This is a genomic window from Corallococcus sp. RDP092CA, assembly GCF_041903675.1.
Taxonomy (GTDB): domain Bacteria; phylum Myxococcota; class Myxococcia; order Myxococcales; family Myxococcaceae; genus Corallococcus.
On record NZ_JAYESI010000010.1, the window covers coordinates 82727 to 101485 of the forward strand.

Sequence of the window (18759 nt, forward strand, 5' to 3'; positions counted from 1 at the left end):
GGCGGGGGAGGCCCCGCGCTCGTTTCCCACCCGAGGAGGGACGGTTCATGGCGGACGTTGCGGCGCACATCACGGGCACGGTGTGGAAGATCGAGGTGAAGGTCGGCGACAAGGTGGATGCCGGCCAGACGCTCGTCATCCTCGAGTCCATGAAGATGGAGATGCCCGTGGAGGCCGAGTCAGGCGGCACGGTGAAGGAGATCCGCTGCAAGGAGGCGCAGTCGGTCAACGAGGGCGACGTCCTCGTGGTGCTCGAGTAGGCACGGGTTTCACCCTCGGGACGGGGAGCGACGCCAGGGATGGAGCCCACGCTGGAGGTGGAGGATCGCGAGGGCGGAGTCCGGGTGCTCACCGTCTCCAACCCGTCGCGGCGCAACGCGCTCAACGACGCGTTGCTGGCCCGGCTGGACGCGGCGCTGGAGCCGGCCGCCCATGTGCGCGCGCTCCTGGTGCGTGGCCAGGGCGGGCACTTCTGCGCCGGTTACGACCTGACGCACCTGGGGCCGCCGGGCGCGGATGGGCGGCTGCCGGATGATCCGCTGGTGGCGTGCCTGTTGAAGCTGGAGCGGCACCCGGCGCCATCGGTGGCGCTGGTGCAGGGCGGCGCGGTGGGCGCGGGCTTCGACCTGGCGGCCGCCTGCGACTTCCGCGTGGGCGCCGCGGACGCGTTCTTCCTCATGCCTCCGGCCCGGCTGGGCATCGTGTACTCGCCGGAGGGGCTGGCGCGGGCGGTGCGGCTGGTGGGGCTGGCGCGCGCCAAGCAGCTGTTCCTCACCGCGCGCCGGCTGCCGGCGGCGGAGGCGCTCGCGTGGGGCCTGCTGGAGGAGTGCCCCGAGGACGCGGAGGGACGCGCGCTGGCGCTGTGCGCGACGCTGGCCGCGGGGGCGCCCAAGGCGGTGTCGGGGATGAAGGAGGCGTTCGGGCTGCTGGCGCGCTCCGGGCTGTCCCCGGAGGACGTCGCGCACCTGCGTCAGGTGCGCGGCGACGCCTTTGGCAGCGAGGACGCGAAGGAGGGGCGCGCGGCCTTCCTGGAGAAGCGCGCGCCCCGGTTCACTGGCCGCTAGGTGTCGCCGAACAGCTCGCCCATGCGCAGCTGGAGCGCGGAGGCGATCTTGTAGAGCGACGAGATGGACGCGGAGGACTCCGCGCGCTCAATCTGGGACAGCAGCGACACGGACAGGCCGGTGCGGCGGGCCAGCTGCTTGAGCGTGAGCTCCTGCGTCTTGCGCGCGTCGCGGATGGTGCGGCCGATGGCGCGGTGCAGGTCCGCCTCCGGGTCCTGGGACAGGCCCTTCTTCTGCAGCGCGTTGCGCACGGCGGCCGTGAACTGCTCCGGCTCCATGGGCTTCTTCACATAGTCGGACGCCTGCGCCTTGAGCGACGCGACGGCCGTGTCCACGGTCGGATAGGCCGTGGCGACGATGACCGCGATGTCCGTGTCGTACTTGCGGATCTGCTCCAGGACTTCAGTGCCGGACATCTGCGGCATCATCATGTCGAGGATGACGAGGTGGAAGTCGGAGCCACGGAGGATGTCCACCGTCTGCGTGGGGTCCGTCGTGGTGATGACCTCGTAGCCTTCACGGGTCAGCACCAGCTTGAGGTAGTCGCAGTTGTCCTGCTCGTCATCAACTACCAGGATGCGAATCTGCACAGCGTCTCCTCGCTGCAGGGTTGAGGGAAGTGCTGCGGGGATCTACTCGCCATTGTTGGCGGCGGGGGATTATTGAGCCTGGGACGCGGCTTGGACCTTGCTCAAGGCTTTGATCACCAGGTCGCGCTTGGGATAGCCCTCGGACGTGAGCAAGAGGAACTCCTTGTAGGCCTGCTCACTCGCTTTGTAGTCCTTGAGCGTGGCTTGCACCACGCCCAGCATGAGGTGGCACTCGGGAACCTTGGGAGCGAGCGACGCGCAGTCCTGGGCAATTGCCAGGGCTTCGTTGGGGTTCTCCCTGGTCATGATGCGGACAGCGTCCTGGATTTCGCTGAGCTTCTCGCCACGAATGTCCGCCGGCTTCACGTTCTGCTTCTGCATGTAGGCGGAGGTCAATTGCGGAGGCTTCTTGGATGAAGCGCTGACGGCTTCGATCTCCTGCGGCGGCTCCGGCAGCTGGGCGTTCTGCGCGGCCTGCGCCTGCGCGGCTTCCAACTGGTCGCTCAGCTCCGTGCGCTCCTTCGCGAAGACCGTGTCCGCGGGGATGGCGCTGAAGACCTTGGTCGCCTCATCGACACCAGCTCCATTGGGCTTGAGGAGGGCCTTGCGGGTCGCGTTGAGGTCCTTCTCCGCCTTCTTCTCCTTGTCCAGCCGCGCCTGGAGCTCTTCGAGCTTCGGTGCCGGCAGTGCCTTGGACTTGCGGAGCGCGTCGAGCGCGCTGGCGGCGATGTTCAACTTGCCCCCCTGCAGCGCATCCAGGAAGGCCTGATCCGCCGGAGGCTCCGGGGGCTTCTCAGGCGTTGCGGGCAGGTTCGCGGCCACGGTCTCCGGGGGCTTCGTCTCCGGAGGTTTCGCCTCGGGCGGTGCCTCCGGGGGCGACTGCGGCGGATCCGCGGCGACCACGGGAGGCGAGGTGTCCGGGGGCTTGGGCAGCAGGTCCTGGCCCTTCACCACGAAGAGCGCCGCGCCCGCGCCAATGGACACGAACGCGATCACCGCGGCCACCCACATCTTCTTGGACCCGGAGCGCTCCTGCGCCGCGATGTCCTCTTCCAGCGAGCCCGGCCCCACGAAGCGCAGCTTCACGTGGCCCATCTCGATGATGTCGCCGTGCGCGAGCGTCGCCTGGGCGTAGCTCTCACCGTTGACCGTCATCCCGTTCGCCGACTGCATGTCGATGACGCGCCACTCGCCCGTCTCCTCGCGCACGACCTTCGCGTGCGTGCGGGACAGCGAGCGGTGATCCAGGGCCACGTCGTTCTCCGACGTGCGGCCGATCCGCAGCTCCGTGCGGTTGCAGTCGAACTCCAGGCCCTTGAACTCGTTGGGGGCGAGCACCACCAGCCGGGGCTGCTCGTCCTCTGGCACGCGCTCCACGCGCCGGGGGCGCTCCGCCTCCATCTGGTCCATGCGGATGATGGACGTGGCGTTGCGGCGGGCGTCCGCGGACACGGGCGTGTGGTCGTGCTCGTCGCCGGAGTCCTCGTCCTCCGCGTCGTCCTCGCCGTCCACCCTGGTGTCGCGAGGCGGCGGGCCGCTCTCGACGTCGTCATCCTCCTCCGGCTCCGGCTCCGGCCGGCGGGAGGCGGGCACCTTGGCGGTGATGGCGCCAGTGGGGGCGGCGTTGGCCCCGCCCTCGACCTGCAACGCCAGATCGTAGTCGCCGATCTGGATGAGGTCGCCCTCCTTCAGAGGGAGCTGGCCTGCGACGCGTTCGCCGTTGATCCGGGTGCCGTTGTAGCTCCCCAGGTCTTCGAGCACGACGTGCCCATTGAGGCGCACCAGCCGGGCGTGTCGACGTGACACGTTCCGCTCGGTCAGGCGGATGGTGTTCCCCTCCTGACGGCCAATGGTGATTTCGTCGCGCACGAAGGGAACAACGGTCTTGCGCCCCTCGTCGTCTTCGATGATGAGCTTCAGCACGGGTCCGGTCCGAGTACAGCTATAGCAGAATGCCCTTTGCCGAGACAAGCCATGTATCCCCCGAGAACAACAGGGTTTTTCGCCCATCCCAGGGTCAGGGAGGCACTGTTGTCCATCGGTCGATTGGCCGGAAAGGGGAGGGAGCGCAGGATACCGGGGCTCACGATAGCGCTGATCGCGGCGCAGGCCATTCTGTACACGTTCGTGGCGTCTGGAGGGCCGCCCGGCGTGGACGCGCTGATCCACTGGGGCGCCAAGTCGGGCCCCTTGGTGACGGACGCGGGGCAGGGCTGGCGGCTGCTCACGGCCAACCTCCTGCACCGGGACGCCCTGCACCTGGGCCTCAACCTGCTGGTGTTCGCGGGGGTGGGCTCCGCCGTGGAGCGGGCGTGTCGGTGGTGGGACTACGTGGCGCTGCTCGCCGTGTCGGGCCTGGCGACGATGACGGGCTCGCTCTGGTGGTCGCCGACGGTGAGCGTGGGTGCCTCGGGGTGGGTGTTTGGATGCGTGGGGGCGCTGCTGGTGCTGGGGCGGCGCGCCCGGAGCGGGCCGGGGGAGCGCTTCCGCTGGTTTTCCGGGGAGAACGCCCTGCCCACGGTGCTCGTCTTCCTGTGGCTCGGCTGGACGAGCGTGGGCGTGGACAACGCGGGGCACCTGGGAGGGCTGCTGGCGGGGCTGCTCGTGGGCGTCCTCTTGTGGTCGCGGGCGTGGGGGGCGGGGCTGGCGCGGGCGGCGGCGCTGGTGGGGCTGGCGGTGCTGGGGGCGGCGGTGGTGGTGGCGGAGCGCTCGCAGTGGCGGGTGGAGCGCGACGACGGCTTCGGCGTCTCGGTGTCGCTGCCGGACGGGTGGCACCGGGAGGAGGACGGCCAGGGCCGGCGGGCCTTCTCCAACGGGCTGAGGGGGCTGGGGCGGGCCACGCTCACGGCGGAGGCCATCGAGGCGGGTGAGCCCGGGGACGGCTCCGCGCAGGCACGGCACTTCCTGGCCGAGTCGCTGGTGCCGGGCCGGGCGGGGCCGGAGGGGCGCACGGTGTCCGTGGGGGCCGTGGAGCCCGCGTCGCTGGGAGGGCGGCCCGCCCAGCGGATCCGCGCGGAGCTGGACGGGGCGAGCGGGCAGACGCACCTGGTGGCGTGGTTCGTGCCGCGCGGCGAGTGGGTGTACCGGCTCGTCTTCACCTGGCCCAGGGCCTATCCGGCCTACGCGCGGGTGGTGGAGCGGATGACGGCGGACGTGCGCTTCGACGAGCCCGGGAGCCTGCGGGTCGCCCGGGCCCGGGCGCTGCTGGTGCCGGGCGTGGCGGGACCGCTGCGGGACCTGGGCCATGCCCTGCGTCGCTGGGGGCTGCCGGCGGACGCGGTGGAGCCCCTGGCGTCGGCGGTGCGGCTGGGGCCGACGCAGGTGGACACGCGCGTGGAGCTGGCTCGCGCGTACTTCGAGTCCGGGCAGGTGGAGGCGGGCTGTCACGCGGCGGCGGAGGCCCGGGTGTACGGGCCGTCCGACGTGGGCGCGCTGGAGGCCGGCGTGCGCTGCGCGCTGGCGCGGGGGGACGCCTCGGAGGCCCTGCTGCGCCTGGAGGAGGCCCGCCGCGTGGATCCTCGGGACGCGCGGCTGCGCGCGGCCGAGGGGGCCCTGAAGGCGGCGGTCGAGGCGCCAGGGCCGTAGCCGGACGGGCGCGGCGTTCAGCGCTCGCCGAACGGGCGCACCGCGAGCCCCACGCCCAGCATCCCCTCGTCTCGCCGGAAGAGGCCCGCGTCGCTCCGCGCGCCCGTGGCCGTGAGCCGCACGAACACCGGCGCGTCGTTGACGGCGAGGACCACGTGCTCCAGCGCGACCTCGCCCCGGGCCCGGAACCAGGCGCCGCCGTCGAAGCCGAAGCTCCAGCCCGCGAGCCCCGTCGCGCGCAGCGCCCACCGTCCATCGCGCGTCTCCCAGCCCGCGTCGAGCAGCAGGGACGTGAAGGGAGACACCTCGTTCCGCGTGCCGTCCGGGGTGTGTCGCAGCGCATGGCTCGCGGCGGGGCCCACGGCCAGCCAGCCCCACTCGGTGTTCGTGCGGAGCGGATCCAGCAGCAGCCCCACGCGGCCCGTCTCCAGCGTCCAGCCCCGGCCCTCCCAGCCGCGCCGCTCCAGGTGCGCCGCGCGCGCGGCGAGGGCCACGTCGAACGGGAAGGGGATGCGCCGGGGCCGGCCGATGGACACGAGGATCGCTCCTTCCTCCACGTGCCTGCGCAACAGGCCGTCATACGCGGTGAAGGTCAGCCCCTTCCGCGCGCCACCCCACGCCTCCGTCACGAGCAGCCGGTGCGAGTCGAACCACCGCGAGTCCGCCTTGCTGCCGCTCGAGCGCGCCGCGCGGACGAGGAGCCCCGTGCGAACGACGAGGGCCTCGTCGCCGTCCTGCACGCGCAACTGGGTGCCCAGCACCCAGCCGGTGCCGGGGTCGAAGCAGGTGGGGAACGGCTCCCCGGCGTCCGTCCGGCCCTGGCAGGACAGGCCGGGCCCGGTGCCCAGGAGCAAGGCCAGCGCGAGCGCCACCATCCCGGACCTAGCCCTTCTCCGGCGAGGACACCGGCGCGGACCTCCTCGCGGGGGCCCACATCGAGAAGCGCAGGCCCGCCTGCGCGGACCACTCCCAGCCGGCGGGCACGCTCGCCACGTCGTCGCGCCACGTCCCGCGTCCATCCAGCGTCAGGCTCACGGGCTGGTCGTTGATGGCCAGGACGATGACCTCGTAGCCCGCGCGCAGCCGCAGCCGCTCCGGGCGCAGGGGCCGGCCCTCCACAGCCTCCGCGAGCAGCACCTTCTGGGCCTCCGCGCCGAAGCGCACGTGGTGGAAGCCGTCCCGGTCCAGCGTGAGGTCTCCCTCCAGCGCCGCCGCCGGGACGAGCGTGAAGAAGCCGTTCGTCCGGTCGCGCTCCACGGCGGGGCCGGCGCGCAGGCGCACGTAGGACACGAGGTCGCTCGAGTGCCACAGGTCCAGCGTCGCGTGCGTCGCGGCCACGGAGAGGAAGTCCGCGTGCGCGTCCTCGCGGCGCACCTGCTCGCCGTGGAGCACCTCCATCCAGAAGCCCAGGTTGGCGTGGATGTCCAGGCGGCGAGGGCGGCCGTAGAACGTCGTCACCCGGAAGAGCGGCGCGGCATTCTGGCTGCGGAAGTCGTAGCGCAGGAGCGTGGCCTCGTAGGAGGCCGCGTCGCCCAGGTACAGCTCCGTGTCCAGCAGCGTCATCCGGTGCAGCCGGTCCGAGTCCCCTGGCCACTCCAGGTCCACGCCGAAGTCCACCCGCACGCGCTCGTCCAGGCGGTCCGGCGCGCGCAGCCAGCGCGGCGCCCAGGCCCCGCCCGCGTAGACGCGCCGGTGCAGGTCGAAGTTGTACTGGAGCACCCGCCCGCGCGCGTCGCGGTACCAGCCCGGCGGCGCCTCCGCGATGGCGGGCACCAGGCGGTACTCGCGCGCCAGCTCCGGGGGCATCCGCAGCGGCACGCACGCGTTCACCCGTTGCAGGGGCTGGTCGCTCTCGTGGCCCTCCGCGTCCAGCTCATACGCGGGCGACACCCAGCACTCCTTCCTCGCGTCGTCGCAGCTGGCGCGCCACGCTCCCGAAGGCACGGCGGGCGTGGGCGGCAGGGCGAGGCACCGCACCCGCCCGTCATGCGGCTGCTGGGGAGACGACGCGTCCGGGACGGGCATCTGGAAGTCCCACGGCTCCGGCTCCGGAGGCGGCTCGGGCGTGGCGGCCGGTGTTGTCTCCACCGGCGCCTCGTCCGGAGCCCGCGGCGCCGTCGCCACCGGCGCCTCGTCCGGAGCCCGCGGCGCCGTCGCCACCGGCGCCTCGTCCGGAGCCCGCGGCGCCGTCGCCTCCGGCGCCTCCACCTGCCCCAGCAGGAGGGCACAGCCCAGGGTCACCGCTGAAACCAGCATCACTGCTCCTCGTCGAGCGGCCTCGCGCGTTCCGGCCACGCGCTCAGGCCTGGTGACGGGGGGCCATTACAAGGCCCGTGCCCCTGGCCGGAGGACGGGCTTTCGCGGACTTGCCCGTGCGGCTGTGCAGGCGCCTGCACAGCCCCTGTGCACGCGGGTGGCGCGAGAACGACGCACCCCCTTCCAGGTCGGTCGACCGGCGGGAGTCGCGGGGGTATAAGCCCCCCGGCCCCATGGGGTGCACGGTGGCCCGTCCCAGACGACGAAGGAGCACGCGCGCGTGGCAAGCGACGGCGAAAAGAACCCGCAGGGGGAATCCACCTTCACCCGGGCCATCCTCGGTGAGGACACCCTGACGTCTTCCTGGGCGAAGCGGTGGCTGGCCCTGTCCTTCAGCGCGCGCGTGGTCCTGGCGACCGCGGGCTTCGCGGCGCTGCTCTTCGTGCCCTACCTGGGCGCGGTCGGCCTGTGGGACCCCTGGGAGACCCACTACGGCGAGGTGGGCCGGCAGATGATCCAGCGCGGCGACTACGTCTATCCCTTCTGGGAGAACGCGTGGTTCTTCTCCAAGCCGCCGCTCACCATGTGGATGCAGGCGCTGGGGATGAACCTCGTCGGCGCGCTCAGGGGCGACGGCGCCATGGGGCTCTACACGGAGTGGGGCATGCGCATGCCCTTCGCCCTCCTGAGCATCACCGCCGTGGCGCTGCTGTCGCTGGCGGTGGCGCGGGTGGTGAACATGCGCGCGGGCCTGGCCACCGGCTTCGTGCTGGCCACCATGCCGCTGTACTTCCTGCTCACCCGGCAGACCGTCACCGACACGCCCTTCGTCACCACGTTCGTGTGCGCCATGGCGTGCGCGCTCATCGCGCAGCTGGATGACACCACGAAGCACCGCGCCGGCTGGTGGTACGCGTTCTACGTCTTCGCGGGCCTGGCCACGCTGGCCAAGGGCCTGCTGGGCGTGGGCCTGCCCGCGGTCATCCTGGTGCTGTACGCGGTCGCCGCCGTCATCCCGTGGAGCCGCGAGAGCCTGGAGGCCCACCTGCGCTGGCTGGCCAGCGGCGAGGTCCGCGCCCAGGTGCGCGCGGGCACGCGGGCCATGCCGGTGCTGTGGGCGCAGATGTACCGGATGAAGCTGGGCACGGGCATCCTCGTGTTCGCGGCGGTGGCGGTGCCCTGGTACCTGACGCTGGTGCTCTTCGACGGCGTGGACGACGAGGGCAAGCTGTTCTGGTACCGCTTCTTCATCCACGACCACCTGAACCGCCTCACCTCGGGCGTGCACACCACCACGCCGGGCGGGTCGTTCACCTACTTCATCGAGCAGGGCGGCTTCGCCATCTTCCCCTGGGTGGCGCTGCTGCCCGGCGCGTTCGCGGTCGTGTCGCGCCTCAAGCTGCGCTCGCGGGACAAGGCGGACCACCTGGCGCTCATCGCGGTGCTGTGGGTGGCGTTCGCGTTCTACCTGCTGGCCTCCAGCGCCACGAAGTTCCACCACTACGTGTTCCCCATCCTGCCGGGCCTGGCCATCCTCATCGCGCTGTTCGTGGACCGGCTGTGGAAGGACGGCGTCTCCGAGCACGCCGTGAGCCTCATCTTCGGCCTGGTGCTCTTCATCCTGGTGGGCAAGGACCTGGCGGAGAACCCCAAGGACTTCACCGACCTGTTCGTCTACAACTACGACCGGCCCTATCCGCAGGAGCTGGTCACCAAGCCCATCGCGTTCTTCTCCTCGCGCCCGCTGTGGATGGGCGACCTGGTGACGCTGGTGCTGCTGGCCTTCGGCGTGTACCTGGCCTTCGACGCGTTCTCCTCCAAGGCGAAGGGGGAGCGCCCGGCCGCCGGACGCGCCTTCGCGCTGGGCCTCCTGCTCACCGGCGGGGCCACGCTGGCCGCGGTGACGTCGCAGGGGCAGGTGTCCGCGATGGGGCTGTGGGGCGTGGCGCTGCTGACCGTGGCGGCCTTCCTCCTCTGGCAGGCGTCGCGGCCGGAGGAGGCGCCGGGGCGCACGGTGCTCCAGGCGGTGGGCTTCGGCCTGGCGCTGGTGGGCGTGGCGCTGGCGGTGCGCGGCTTCAGGGGGCCGCCCGCGTCGGACGCGCTGTTCAAGGCCCTGTCCGGCACCATCAACGTGAAGGTGGCCCTGGGCTTCGCGTTCGGCGTGGCCGGCGTGCTGGCGGCGGTGGCCGCGCTACAGCGCTCGCGCGTGCTGCTGTTCAGCACCTTCTGGGGGCTGGCCGCGGCGTTCGCGCTCTGGTTCAACTGGGGCCACTGGGTGGACCTGTCCCACCACTGGACGCAGCGCGACCTGTTCTGGCGCTACTACGCCCAGCGCAAGCCGGGCGAGCCCATCGCCGCGTACATGATGAACTGGCGCGGGGAGACGTTCTACTCGCGCAACACGGTGGAGCAGTTCCGCGCCAACGACGCCAACACGCGCATGCGCAACTACGTGTCGCGGCCCGGCCGTGAGTGGGCCCTGGTGGAGCACAACCGCGTGAACCTGCTGCGCAACGCGGTGGGGGCCGACAAGACCGTCACCCTCATCGACCGGGACATCAACAACAAGTTCGTCCTGGTGACCATCGAGTGAGCATCTTCGTCCCTCCCCCCCGCGTGGAGGCCCCCGTGGAGGGGGGCCTGCGCGTGCGCGGGCTGGCGAAGCGCTTTGGCGAGCGCACCGCCGTGGAGGACCTCACCTTCGACGTGCGGCCCGGCGAGGTGTTCGGCCTCCTGGGCCCCAACGGCGCGGGCAAGACGACGACGGTGCGCATGCTGACGGGGCTGCTCAGGCCCTCCGCGGGCGACGCGGAGGTGTGGGGCCACTCCGTCACCCACGACGGCGAGTCGCTGCGCAAGGTGGTGGGCCTGCTCACCGAGCAGCCCGGGCTCTACGACCGGCTCACCGCGCGGGAGAACCTGCGCTTCTTCATCAAGCTGCACGAACTGGACGAGTCCACCGCGTGGCCCCGCGCGAAGCACTACCTCGACCGCTTCGGGCTGGGCGGCCGCGAGGACGACCCGTGCGGCGGCTTCAGCAAGGGCATGCGCCAGAAGCTGGCCATCGTGCGCACGCTGGTGCACGACCCGCGCGTCATCTTCCTGGACGAGCCCACCAGCGGCCTGGACCCGGAGTCCGCGCGCACCGTGCGCGACGCGGTGGCGGAGCTGGCCTCCGAGGGGCGCACCATCGTCCTGTGCTCGCACAACCTGGCGGAGGTGGAGCGGCTGTGCGAGCGCGTGGCCGTGGTGCGCCGCCGCCTGCTGGCGCTGGGCCCGGTGCGCGAGCTGCGCCGCGCGGGACAGGCGCTGGACGTGCGCGTGGAGGGCGACGCGCAGGGCTTCCTCCCCGCGCTGGCGGCGCTGCCCTTCGCGCCCAACGTGCTGGCGGAGGGCGGGCGCCTGCGCGTGATGCTCGCGGACGAGGCGCAGGCGCCGGACGTGGTGGCGTGCCTGGTGGGCGCGGGCGCGCGCGTGCACGGCGTGGTGCCCGCGCAGCGGCCGCTGGAAGAGGTGTACCTGGACCTGCTGCGGGAAGAGGGGACGTGAGCAATGGCCTTCCGGCCGCGACGCGCGTTGGCGGTGTTCTGGAAGGACCTGCTGGACCTGCGCAAGAACGTGGGCCTGCTCGTGTCCATGGCGGTGCTGCCGCTGGTGATGGTGACGGTGCCCATCGGCGTGGTGTGGACCTACGTCCGGCAGCCGGACCACGCGGACCTGCGCACGGTGGCGCTCTTCTACGACCCCACGCTGCCGCTGGGCGCGAGCGCGGCGCGCTTCCTCATCGACAAGTCGCTCACCGACTGGTTCGGCATGTTCCTGGTGATGCCCGTCTTCATCCCCATCCTCGTCGCGTCGCAGAGCGTGGCGGGGGAGAAGGAGCGCCGGACGCTGGAGCCGCTGCTGGCCTCGCCCGTGTCCGCGGCGGAGCTGGTGGCGGGCAAGTGCCTGGCCGCGCTGGTGCCCGCGGTGGTGCTCACCTGGGGCGCCTTCGTGCTGTTCTGCGTCGGCGTGGACTGGGTGGCCTGGCCGCTCGTGGGCGCGCCGCTGATGCCGGACGCGCTGTGGGGCTTCGGCGTGTTCGTGCTCGCGCCGCTGTTCGCCTTCTTCGGCAACGGCGTGGCGGTGCTGATCTCAGCCCGGGTGAGCGAGGCCCGCATGGCGCAGCAGCTGTCCGCGCTGGTGGTGCTGCCGCTCGTCGGGCTGGTGGGCGGCCAGGTGGCCGGCGTGCTCAAGGCGGGCCTGGGGTACTACGCCATCCAGGGCGCCGTGGTGCTGGTGCTGGACTTCATCCTCCTGGCCGCCAGCATCCGCCTCCTGGATCGGGAACGTCTGGTCAGCCGCTGGGGTTGAGTCACTGGCGGGTTGGAGACTGGACTGCCAGGGGGACGGCCGGACGGGCAGGCGGCCGTGAAGCTGGTATGTTCCCGACGGAAGGCCGGGGAAGGCGCGGTGGCGCTTTCGCGCCGGCGGCCCCGCATTTAGGGGTTGGATTCACGGAGCTTTGAAGACCTGCCGCCCACGCGGCCACGGAGGCGCTGAAACAGACATGGGGATCTTCGACAGCATCAAGGGCGAGGCGCAGCGGAACTTCATCGCCCGCGCGGACAGCGCGAAGGGCGAGATCGTCTACAAGTATCCGGAGAAGAACGTCCGGATGAAGACGCAGCTCACCGTGGACGCGGATGAGGTGGCCCTGTTCGTCAAGGACGGCAAGGTGGAGGGGAAGCTGGGGCCCGGCCGCCACACGCTGGACACCAACAACATCCCGTTCCTGTCGCGCCTGCTGGAGGGCTTCACCGGCGGCAACATGTTCATGGCGGAGATCTTCTTCGTCTCCAACCGCGAGCACACGGGCGTGAAGTTCGGCGGCCCCATCGGTGACGTGCGCGACCCGGAGACGGGCCTGGGCATCGGCACCATGGTGTACGGCGACTTCTCCATCCGCGTGACGGAGCCGGAGAAGCTGGTCGTGGGCCTCGTGGGCATGGGCCGCGCCTCCAACGAGGAGTTCCTGGGCTGGTTCAAGGGCCAGGTGCTCAAGGTGACGCGCGACCGCACCGCAGAGCTGCTGGTGAAGAAGAAGTGGCCGCTGCTGGACGTCACGAGCGGCGCCTACGTGGAGGAGATGGAGCAGGAGATCCTCGCCGGCCTGAAGCCGCACGTGGACTCCTACGGCCTCACCATCGTCCGCATGGGCAACTTCGTCGTCAGCATCAAGCCCGAGGACGAGGTCACGCTGAAGAAGCTGTCCAAGGACGTGGCGTACTCGCGGCTGGCGGGCGGCTTCCAGCAGTACGCGCAGGGCCAGGCGATGCTCGGCGCGTCCGAGGGCATGGCCAAGGGCGGTGGCGGCTCCGACGGCGCCATGCAGGGCATGGGCATGGGCATGGGGTTCGGCATGGCGCAGATGTTCGCCAACCAGCAGAATCAGCAGCAGCGCCCCGCGGAGCCCGCGCAGGCGGCCCCCGCCGCGGACACGCGCAGCCCGGCGCAGCGGCTCAAGGAGCTCAAGGAGCTCAAGGACGCGGGCGTGCTCTCCGACGAGGAGTACAACGCCAAGCGCGCGGAGCTGATGAAGCTGCTGTAGCCCCGCCGCTGGCGCGCTGAAGCATGAGGGCCCTGTCTCCCGGCCGTGGGAGGCGGGGCCTTCGCGCGTTTCAGGGGGCGGACGTGCCCGGCACGGCGAGGCGCAGCTGCTCGTGCAGCGTCTCCGCGCGCAGGTAGAGGAACTGCACGTCGCCGAAGGCCAGCGTGGCGCCGTCGTGGAGCATCACCTGGGCCTTGAAGGCCAGGGGCGCGCCGTTGATGAAGGTGCCGTTCATGGACTGGGCGTCGCGCACGGAGAAGTCCCCGGCGTCCGCGTTCCAGCGCAGGGTGGCGTGGTGCTGGGAGACGGAGGGCTCCGGCACCATGAGGTCGCACGCGTCGGTGCGGCCCACGGTGAACTCCTCGCCGTCCTGGTTCGGCTGGAGGAAGTGGACCTCCAGGTTGTCGAAGTCGCGCAGCATGGCGAGCAGCCGCTCCTCCATGCGCGAGCGGTGCGCCATCCCCACCGTGCGCATGCCCACCATGGCCGGGGCGACGACGGCGCGGAAGGCGGCCTCCACGGGCTGCTGGATGAGGGCGACGGCGCCGGACGCGGCCCGGAAGGACTCCAGCGAGGCGCTCGCGAAGGGGCGGAGCTGTTTCACGGACACCATGGCGCTGGACCCTACGTGCAACGGGTGGGAACGGAAAGGGGCCTAGGAGGCGAGTGGCGCGGCCTGGGCGCGGGGCATCTGGGGCACGGAGGTCGGCGCCGGACCCGGGGACGTGGGCGGAGGGGCGGGCGTGTCGTCCAGCCTGCGCAGGTCCAGCTTCATGGGCACCTGCAGCGTGGTGCCCAGCCGCAGGAGCAGCACGTCCGGCGCGAGGCCGTTCTCGCCAAGGGCCTGCGTCACCTCGCGCGCGGAGGCCGCGGTGCCGCGGGCCCAGAGCTCCTTGAGGAACGCGCCCGCCTCCGGCGCGTGCCACCACGCCGGGCCGAAGCGCGCCTTCAGCTGCCCCTGGAGCTGGCCCGCCAGGAACCACGCCCGGAAGCTGTCGGCGGACTGGTAGAAGTCCTCCTGGTCCACGAGGTAGCGCTCCACGTCGTCCGCGGTCATGGGCATGGCGCCGGTGCGCGCCATCAGCGCGCGGTACAGCTCGCGCGGATCCACGTCCGTGCGGCGGTGCAGCTCCAGCTGGTACAGCAGCCGGCCCGCCGCGTGGCGGATGAGGTACAGCTTGTGCGCGCTGGAGGTCGCCAGGTACTGGGCGCGCTTGTCCGCGTCCCCCAGCACGCCCGCGTTCTCCTCCAGCCACACCGGGTCCTCCAGCAGGTCCTCGAAGAGCGCCGAGTACGCCTCGCCCACGGTGGGGTTGCCCAGCCGCGCCAGCTCGAAGCGGGGCTCCTGGGTGAAGGCCGCGTGCAGGAGGTGCCCCACCTCATGCAGCACGCGGCCCTGGTGCAGCACGCCCGTGCCCGGCTTGAAGGACAGCCGCACGTCGGACGGCACCTTCACCGCCAGGGCCAGCGGGCGCGGGTTCTTCTGCGGCAGGTCGCGCGCGTCCACCTTCACGTTGGGCAGCGCGCTCAGGTCGATGCCCAGCCCCGCCACCGTGGCCTGCGCCTTCGCCAGCGACTCGCCCTTGGGGAACGCGTCCTCCACCTCGCGCGAGCGGAACAGGCGCGGGATGTCCGCGCGCGTGAGCTGCGCGAAGGGCAGCCCCAGCTCGCGCTGGGCGAGCCGCTCCATCACCAGCCGGTACGGCTCCTGGGTGGCCTGGAGGACCTCCTCCGCCAGCTGCGCCAGCCGCTCCAGGTCCGCCTGCCGGAGCTCGCTGCCGAAGGCCTCGTAGGACTCGAAGCCCATCTGCTCCACCAGCTCGTTGGTGCGCGCCTCGCGGCGCAGCAGCGTCTGGTTGAGGCGGGCGAGCGCGGGCGTGGCCGCCGCGTAGAGCGCCTTGCGCTTGAGGGCGCTCTTCTCGTTGGCGAGCAGCCGCTCCAGGTCGTGGTAGCGCACCTCGCGCCCGTCCACGTTCAGCTTGAGTGACGCCTCCAGGTTGGCGGAGGCGTCGTTGTGCTCGGCCAGCTCGCGCGCCAGGAGCTCGCCGGCGAAGTGGCCGTGGAGCGCGGTGAGGGCGCGCAGCTCGCGCGGGTCCTTCGTCAGGTGCCGGAGCCGGTCGATGCGGCGCAGGTTCTCCAGGCTGAAGAGCGCCTGCTTGCCGCTGTAGGTCGCGGCGATGTCCACCGCCTTGCCTTCCGTCCAGTAGTCCCACACGAGCCGGTGCTGCTCCTCCAGGAGGAGGGCGGCCTCCGCGGACAGGGCCTTCACCTCTCCGGTCAACAGTTCTTCCTCGCTGGGAGGGGGGGCCACCACCGGGGGCGGCGCCTTGTGACAGGCGCTCAGCAAACACATGGTGGCGGCGAGGAGGGACGGAATCCTTGGGGACATGGGCCGCCCATGTTACTTCCGACCCGCCGATGCCCAACGTAAACCCATGGCGGGCGGCCCGAGGACGCCAGGGCCTCTACTCCGCCCTGCGTCAGTTCTTCGCCGGCCAGGGCTACCTGGAAGTGGAGACGCCGCTGCTCGTGCCCACCCCCGGCATGGAGCCGTACATCTCCGCCTTCGAGACGCCCTTCGTCCCGGAGACGGACGTGGGGAGGGCCCGCACGCTCTACCTGCACACCAGCCCCGAGTACGCGATGAAGCGCCTGCTCGCGCAGGGGGCCGGGCCGCTGTTCCAGATCTGCAAGGTCTTCCGCAACGGCGAGGTCTCCCAGACGCACAACCCGGAGTTCACGCTGCTGGAGTTCTACCGGCCGCACGCGGACTACCACGCCATCATGGACGACCTGGAGGGCGCGCTGGCGGCGGCGGGCCGCGCGGCGGCGGACGCGAAGGAGGGCGCGCCGGGCGCGGACCCCGCGTTCTTCACGCGCACCCCCTACGAGCGGGTGACGGTGCGGGACGCGGTGCTGCGGGCCACGGGCGTGGACCTCCACGTGCACGCGGACGGCGCGTCGCTCAAGCGGGCGGCGGACGCCGTGGGCGTGCACACCGGCAGCTCGACGTCCTTCGACGACGTCTTCTTCCACCTCTTCCTGGAGAAGGTGGAGCGCGGGCTGGGCCATGAGCGGCCCACCTTCCTCATCGAGTACCCCGCGTCCATGGCGGCCCTGTCCCGGCTGAAGCCGGGCGACGCCCGCGTGGCGGAGCGGGTGGAGCTGTACGCGAAGGGGCTGGAGCTGGCGAACGGCTTCTCTGAATTGACGGACGCGGTGGAGCAGCGCGCGCGGCTGGTGGAGGAGCAGGAGCTGCGCCGCAAGCTGGGCCGCGCCGTGTATCCCCTGGACGAGCGCTTCCTGGAGGCGGTGGGCCGCATGCCGCCGTCCGCGGGCATCGCCGTGGGGCTCGACCGAATCCTGATGCTGCTGCTCGGGGTCCAGCGCATCGAGGACGTCCTCCTGTTCCCCGCGCACGGGTTCGTCTGATGCTCAAGGTGCTCCAGACGGTGTTCTCCGGCACGACCACGGTGGGCCTCACGGGCATCGCGGCCGCGACGGTGACGGTGCTGTCGGAACTGGACCAGCACCCGGCGGCGGACAGGGTGCTGGGGGCCTGGGCCCGCTCGTCGCTGGCGGCCGCGGGCGTGCGGCACGAGGCCTTCGGCGTGGAGAACGTTCCGCGTGAAGGCAACGTCGTCTTCGTGAGCAACCACCAGTCGCACTTCGACGCCCTGGTGAACTTCGCGCACATCGACAAGCACACGCGCTACGTCGCGAAGGCGGAGCTCTTCAAGGTGCCCGTGTTCGGCCGGGCCATGCGCGTGGCGGGCAACATCCCCGTGCAGCGCACGGGCGGCGCGGACGACCGGGCCCGGCTCCAGGAGGCCGTGACGGCGCTGCGCGAGCGCGTCAGCGTGCTGTTCTACGCGGAGGGCACCCGCAGCCCGGATGGGGAGCTGCGGCCCTTCAAGAAGGGCGCCGCCACGCTGGCCATCCAGGCGCAGGTCCCCGTGGTGCCCATGGCCGTCTCCGGCACGCGGCTCATCCTCCCCAAGGGGGGCCGGGCCATCCAGTGGGGACAGCGGGTCGCGCTGGTGGTGGGCAGGCCGGTGCCCACCGAAGGGCTGACCCTGGACGACCGGGATTCCCTCACCCGCCGCCTGGAAGACGCGGTGGCCGCGCTGTACGCCGAGGCGCGCCAGCGCTCGGGAGACATGCCATGAAGAAGAGCAACCAGACCACGTCGCAGGCCCACCCCTGGCACGGCATCACGCCCGGGCCGGAGGCGCCTGAAGTCGTCACCGCGTACATCGAGATCGTCCCCACGGACGCGGTGAAGTACGAGCTGGACAAGGAGTCCGGCATCCTGATGCTGGACCGCCCCCAGCGCTTCAGCAGCCAGTGCCCGTCGCTCTACGGCTTCATCCCGCGCACGTACTGCGGTGAGCAGGTGGCGAAGCGCTGCGCCGAGCGCACCGGCCTCAAGGACATCCACGGCGACGGCGACCCCATGGACATCTGCGTGCTGACGGAGAAGGTCGTCTCCACCGGCAACCTGCTGGTGCACGCGGTCCCCGTGGGCGGCTTCCGGATGGTCGACGGCAACGAGGCCGACGACAAGATCATCGCGGTGCTGGAGTCGGACCTCGTGTACGGCGAGCTCCAGTACATCGCGCAGCTGCCGCGCCCGCTGCTGGACCGCCTGAAGCACTACTTCCTCACCTACAAGCAGATCCCGGGCGAGGGAAAGCGCAGCGTGGAGATCGCCGAGGTCTACGACCGGCCGGAGGCGCTGGAGGTCATCCGCCGCAGCATGCGCGACTACGACAAGCTGTTCGTGGAGCCGGGCGCGAAGCCGGCCCGGAAGGCCGCGCCGGCCTCCCGCCGCAAGGCCCCCGAGGCCAGGGCCGCGGCCAAGGGGCGTGGCAACCGGGGCGGGAAGTAGCCGCTCCCCGAAGTCCGTCGCGCGCGGAGCGGGCAGGGCCCCGGAGGGCCCCTCGTCCACGCGGTGCAGCGCGAGCCCGCTATGAGCGGCGGGCGCGCTTGGGCGCCGAGCCGGAGGCGTGCTTGCCCCGGGCCGGCGCGGCGGCCTTGCGCGCCGTCTGGGCCTTCGCGGCGGACGCCGTCTTCGCGGCCTTCCGGGGGGCCTTCTTCGCCGCGGTCTTCACGCGGGCGGCGGCCTTCTTGGCCACGGTCCTCACCTTCTTCGCGGCCTTCTTCGCAGGGGCCGCGGCCCGGCGCGCGGGGGCCTTCTTGCGCGCGGCGGCCTTGGACGGCTTCGCGGCGGGGCCGGGGACGGCGGTGCCCCGGGCGGGGAGCTGATCCACCAGCTTCCGCGGCGCGATGGCGCGGTAGCTCTCGTCGATCCACGCCTTGATGACGGGCACCGGCACCTGCGAGGCGTCCTCGAAGTGGGCGGTCACCCAGCCGCTCTTTCCCAGGCCGTACTCGGTGGGCTCGGTGAAGGGCAGCGTGAGGGCGGCGTCCTTGGAGTCCGGCAGCTTGGCGGAGAGGTTCAGCTTCTCGCCGTCGACGGTCATGAAGAGGAAGGTCTTGTCGTTGACCTTCATCGCGCGGTGGCCCCAGGGGAAGTCCTCGTGGGCGCCGGGGTAGCTCATCGCATGTTCGCGCAGTACCGCTTCGACCTTCTGCGTCTCGTTCTCTGCGGGCATGGGCACCTGGCTTCGTTGTGTGTCGTGACAGCTTAACCGCACCTGTCGCATCCAGC

At 71.8% G+C, this 18759-nt stretch carries 17 protein-coding genes; 10 read left to right on the forward strand and 7 right to left on the reverse strand.

Features of this window, described 5'->3' with window-relative positions:
* Positions 1-47: 47 nt before the first annotated feature.
* Both U8525_RS13610 and U8525_RS13615 read left to right on the forward strand, forming a co-directional pair.
* On the forward strand, positions 48-260 hold the full coding sequence (locus U8525_RS13610) for an acetyl-CoA carboxylase biotin carboxyl carrier protein subunit (protein WP_374265564.1): 213 nt from the start codon (positions 48-50) through the stop codon (positions 258-260).
* A gap of 39 nt (positions 261-299) precedes the next feature.
* Positions 300-1064 carry an enoyl-CoA hydratase/isomerase family protein gene (locus U8525_RS13615; protein WP_374265566.1) on the forward strand — a complete coding sequence of 255 codons (765 nt, stop codon included), beginning with the start codon at positions 300-302 and terminating at the stop codon, positions 1062-1064.
* Here U8525_RS13615 and U8525_RS13620 read toward each other — a convergent pair.
* Entirely contained in the window at positions 1061-1654 is a 594-nt protein-coding gene (locus tag U8525_RS13620) for a response regulator (RefSeq protein ID WP_374265568.1), read from the reverse strand. The genes U8525_RS13615 and U8525_RS13620 overlap by 4 nt on opposite strands.
* Before the next feature lie 69 nt (positions 1655-1723).
* Positions 1724-3577: an FHA domain-containing protein gene (locus tag U8525_RS13625; RefSeq protein WP_374265570.1), complete on the reverse strand. Its 1854-nt coding sequence runs from the start codon at positions 3575-3577 to the stop codon at positions 1724-1726.
* Between the two features lie 228 nt (positions 3578-3805).
* Between U8525_RS13625 and U8525_RS13630 the strand changes: the two genes are divergently transcribed.
* Entirely contained in the window at positions 3806-5239 is a 1434-nt protein-coding gene (locus tag U8525_RS13630; protein ID WP_374265572.1) for a rhomboid family intramembrane serine protease, read from the forward strand.
* Between the two features lie 17 nt (positions 5240-5256).
* On the opposite strand, the gene U8525_RS13635 is transcribed toward U8525_RS13630, so the two are convergent.
* The gene (locus U8525_RS13635) at positions 5257-6114 is read right to left on the reverse strand and encodes a hypothetical protein (protein WP_374265574.1); all 858 of its coding nucleotides are present in this window, start codon (positions 6112-6114) and stop codon (positions 5257-5259) included.
* A gap of 7 nt (positions 6115-6121) precedes the next feature.
* Positions 6122-7495: a hypothetical protein gene (locus U8525_RS13640; RefSeq protein WP_374265576.1), complete on the reverse strand. Its 1374-nt coding sequence runs from the start codon at positions 7493-7495 to the stop codon at positions 6122-6124.
* A gap of 280 nt (positions 7496-7775) precedes the next feature.
* On the opposite strand from U8525_RS13640, the gene U8525_RS13645 reads away from it, so the two are divergent.
* The 4 genes from U8525_RS13645 to U8525_RS13660 all read left to right on the forward strand — a co-directional run bounded on the left by U8525_RS13645 (position 7776) and on the right by U8525_RS13660 (position 13085).
* A complete protein-coding gene (locus U8525_RS13645; protein ID WP_374265578.1) occupies positions 7776-10088 on the forward strand; it encodes an ArnT family glycosyltransferase in 2313 nt (770 codons plus the stop codon).
* Entirely contained in the window at positions 10085-11044 is a 960-nt protein-coding gene (locus U8525_RS13650; RefSeq protein ID WP_374265580.1) for an ABC transporter ATP-binding protein, read from the forward strand. The genes U8525_RS13645 and U8525_RS13650 overlap by 4 nt, the downstream gene beginning before the upstream one ends.
* 3 nt (positions 11045-11047) lie before the next feature.
* Positions 11048-11848, forward strand: a complete 801-nt coding sequence (locus U8525_RS13655) for an ABC transporter permease subunit (RefSeq protein WP_374265582.1) — start codon at positions 11048-11050, stop codon at positions 11846-11848.
* A gap of 196 nt (positions 11849-12044) precedes the next feature.
* A complete protein-coding gene (locus U8525_RS13660) occupies positions 12045-13085 on the forward strand; it encodes an SPFH domain-containing protein (RefSeq protein ID WP_374265584.1) in 1041 nt (346 codons plus the stop codon).
* 70 nt (positions 13086-13155) lie between these two features.
* Here U8525_RS13660 and U8525_RS13665 read toward each other — a convergent pair whose 3' ends face one another.
* Together U8525_RS13665 and U8525_RS13670 are read right to left on the reverse strand one after the other, a co-directional pair.
* Complete coding sequence (locus tag U8525_RS13665; RefSeq protein ID WP_374265586.1) at positions 13156-13698, reverse strand: FHA domain-containing protein; 543 nt, start codon at positions 13696-13698, stop codon at positions 13156-13158.
* A gap of 42 nt (positions 13699-13740) precedes the next feature.
* Positions 13741-15366, reverse strand: a complete 1626-nt coding sequence (locus U8525_RS13670; RefSeq protein WP_374265588.1) for a chromosome segregation protein SMC — start codon at positions 15364-15366, stop codon at positions 13741-13743.
* A 137-nt stretch (positions 15367-15503) separates the two neighbouring features.
* On the opposite strand from U8525_RS13670, the gene epmA reads away from it, so the two are divergent.
* The 3 genes from epmA to U8525_RS13685 are packed head-to-tail and all read left to right on the forward strand — an operon-like array spanning position 15504 to position 17976.
* Positions 15504-16517 carry an EF-P lysine aminoacylase EpmA gene (gene epmA / locus U8525_RS13675; protein WP_374265590.1) on the forward strand — a complete coding sequence of 338 codons (1014 nt, stop codon included), beginning with the start codon at positions 15504-15506 and terminating at the stop codon, positions 16515-16517.
* A complete protein-coding gene (locus U8525_RS13680) occupies positions 16517-17254 on the forward strand; it encodes a lysophospholipid acyltransferase family protein (RefSeq protein ID WP_374265592.1) in 738 nt (245 codons plus the stop codon). Before epmA ends, U8525_RS13680 begins: the two co-directional genes overlap by 1 nt.
* Positions 17251-17976 carry an inorganic pyrophosphatase gene (locus U8525_RS13685; protein WP_374265594.1) on the forward strand — a complete coding sequence of 242 codons (726 nt, stop codon included), beginning with the start codon at positions 17251-17253 and terminating at the stop codon, positions 17974-17976. Before U8525_RS13680 ends, U8525_RS13685 begins: the two co-directional genes overlap by 4 nt.
* Before the next feature lie 79 nt (positions 17977-18055).
* Here U8525_RS13685 and U8525_RS13690 read toward each other — a convergent pair whose 3' ends face one another.
* Positions 18056-18703 (reverse strand): MmcQ/YjbR family DNA-binding protein, encoded by a 648-nt coding sequence (locus U8525_RS13690; protein ID WP_374265596.1) that lies wholly within the window; start codon positions 18701-18703, stop codon positions 18056-18058.
* Between the last annotated feature and the right edge of the window lie 56 nt (positions 18704-18759).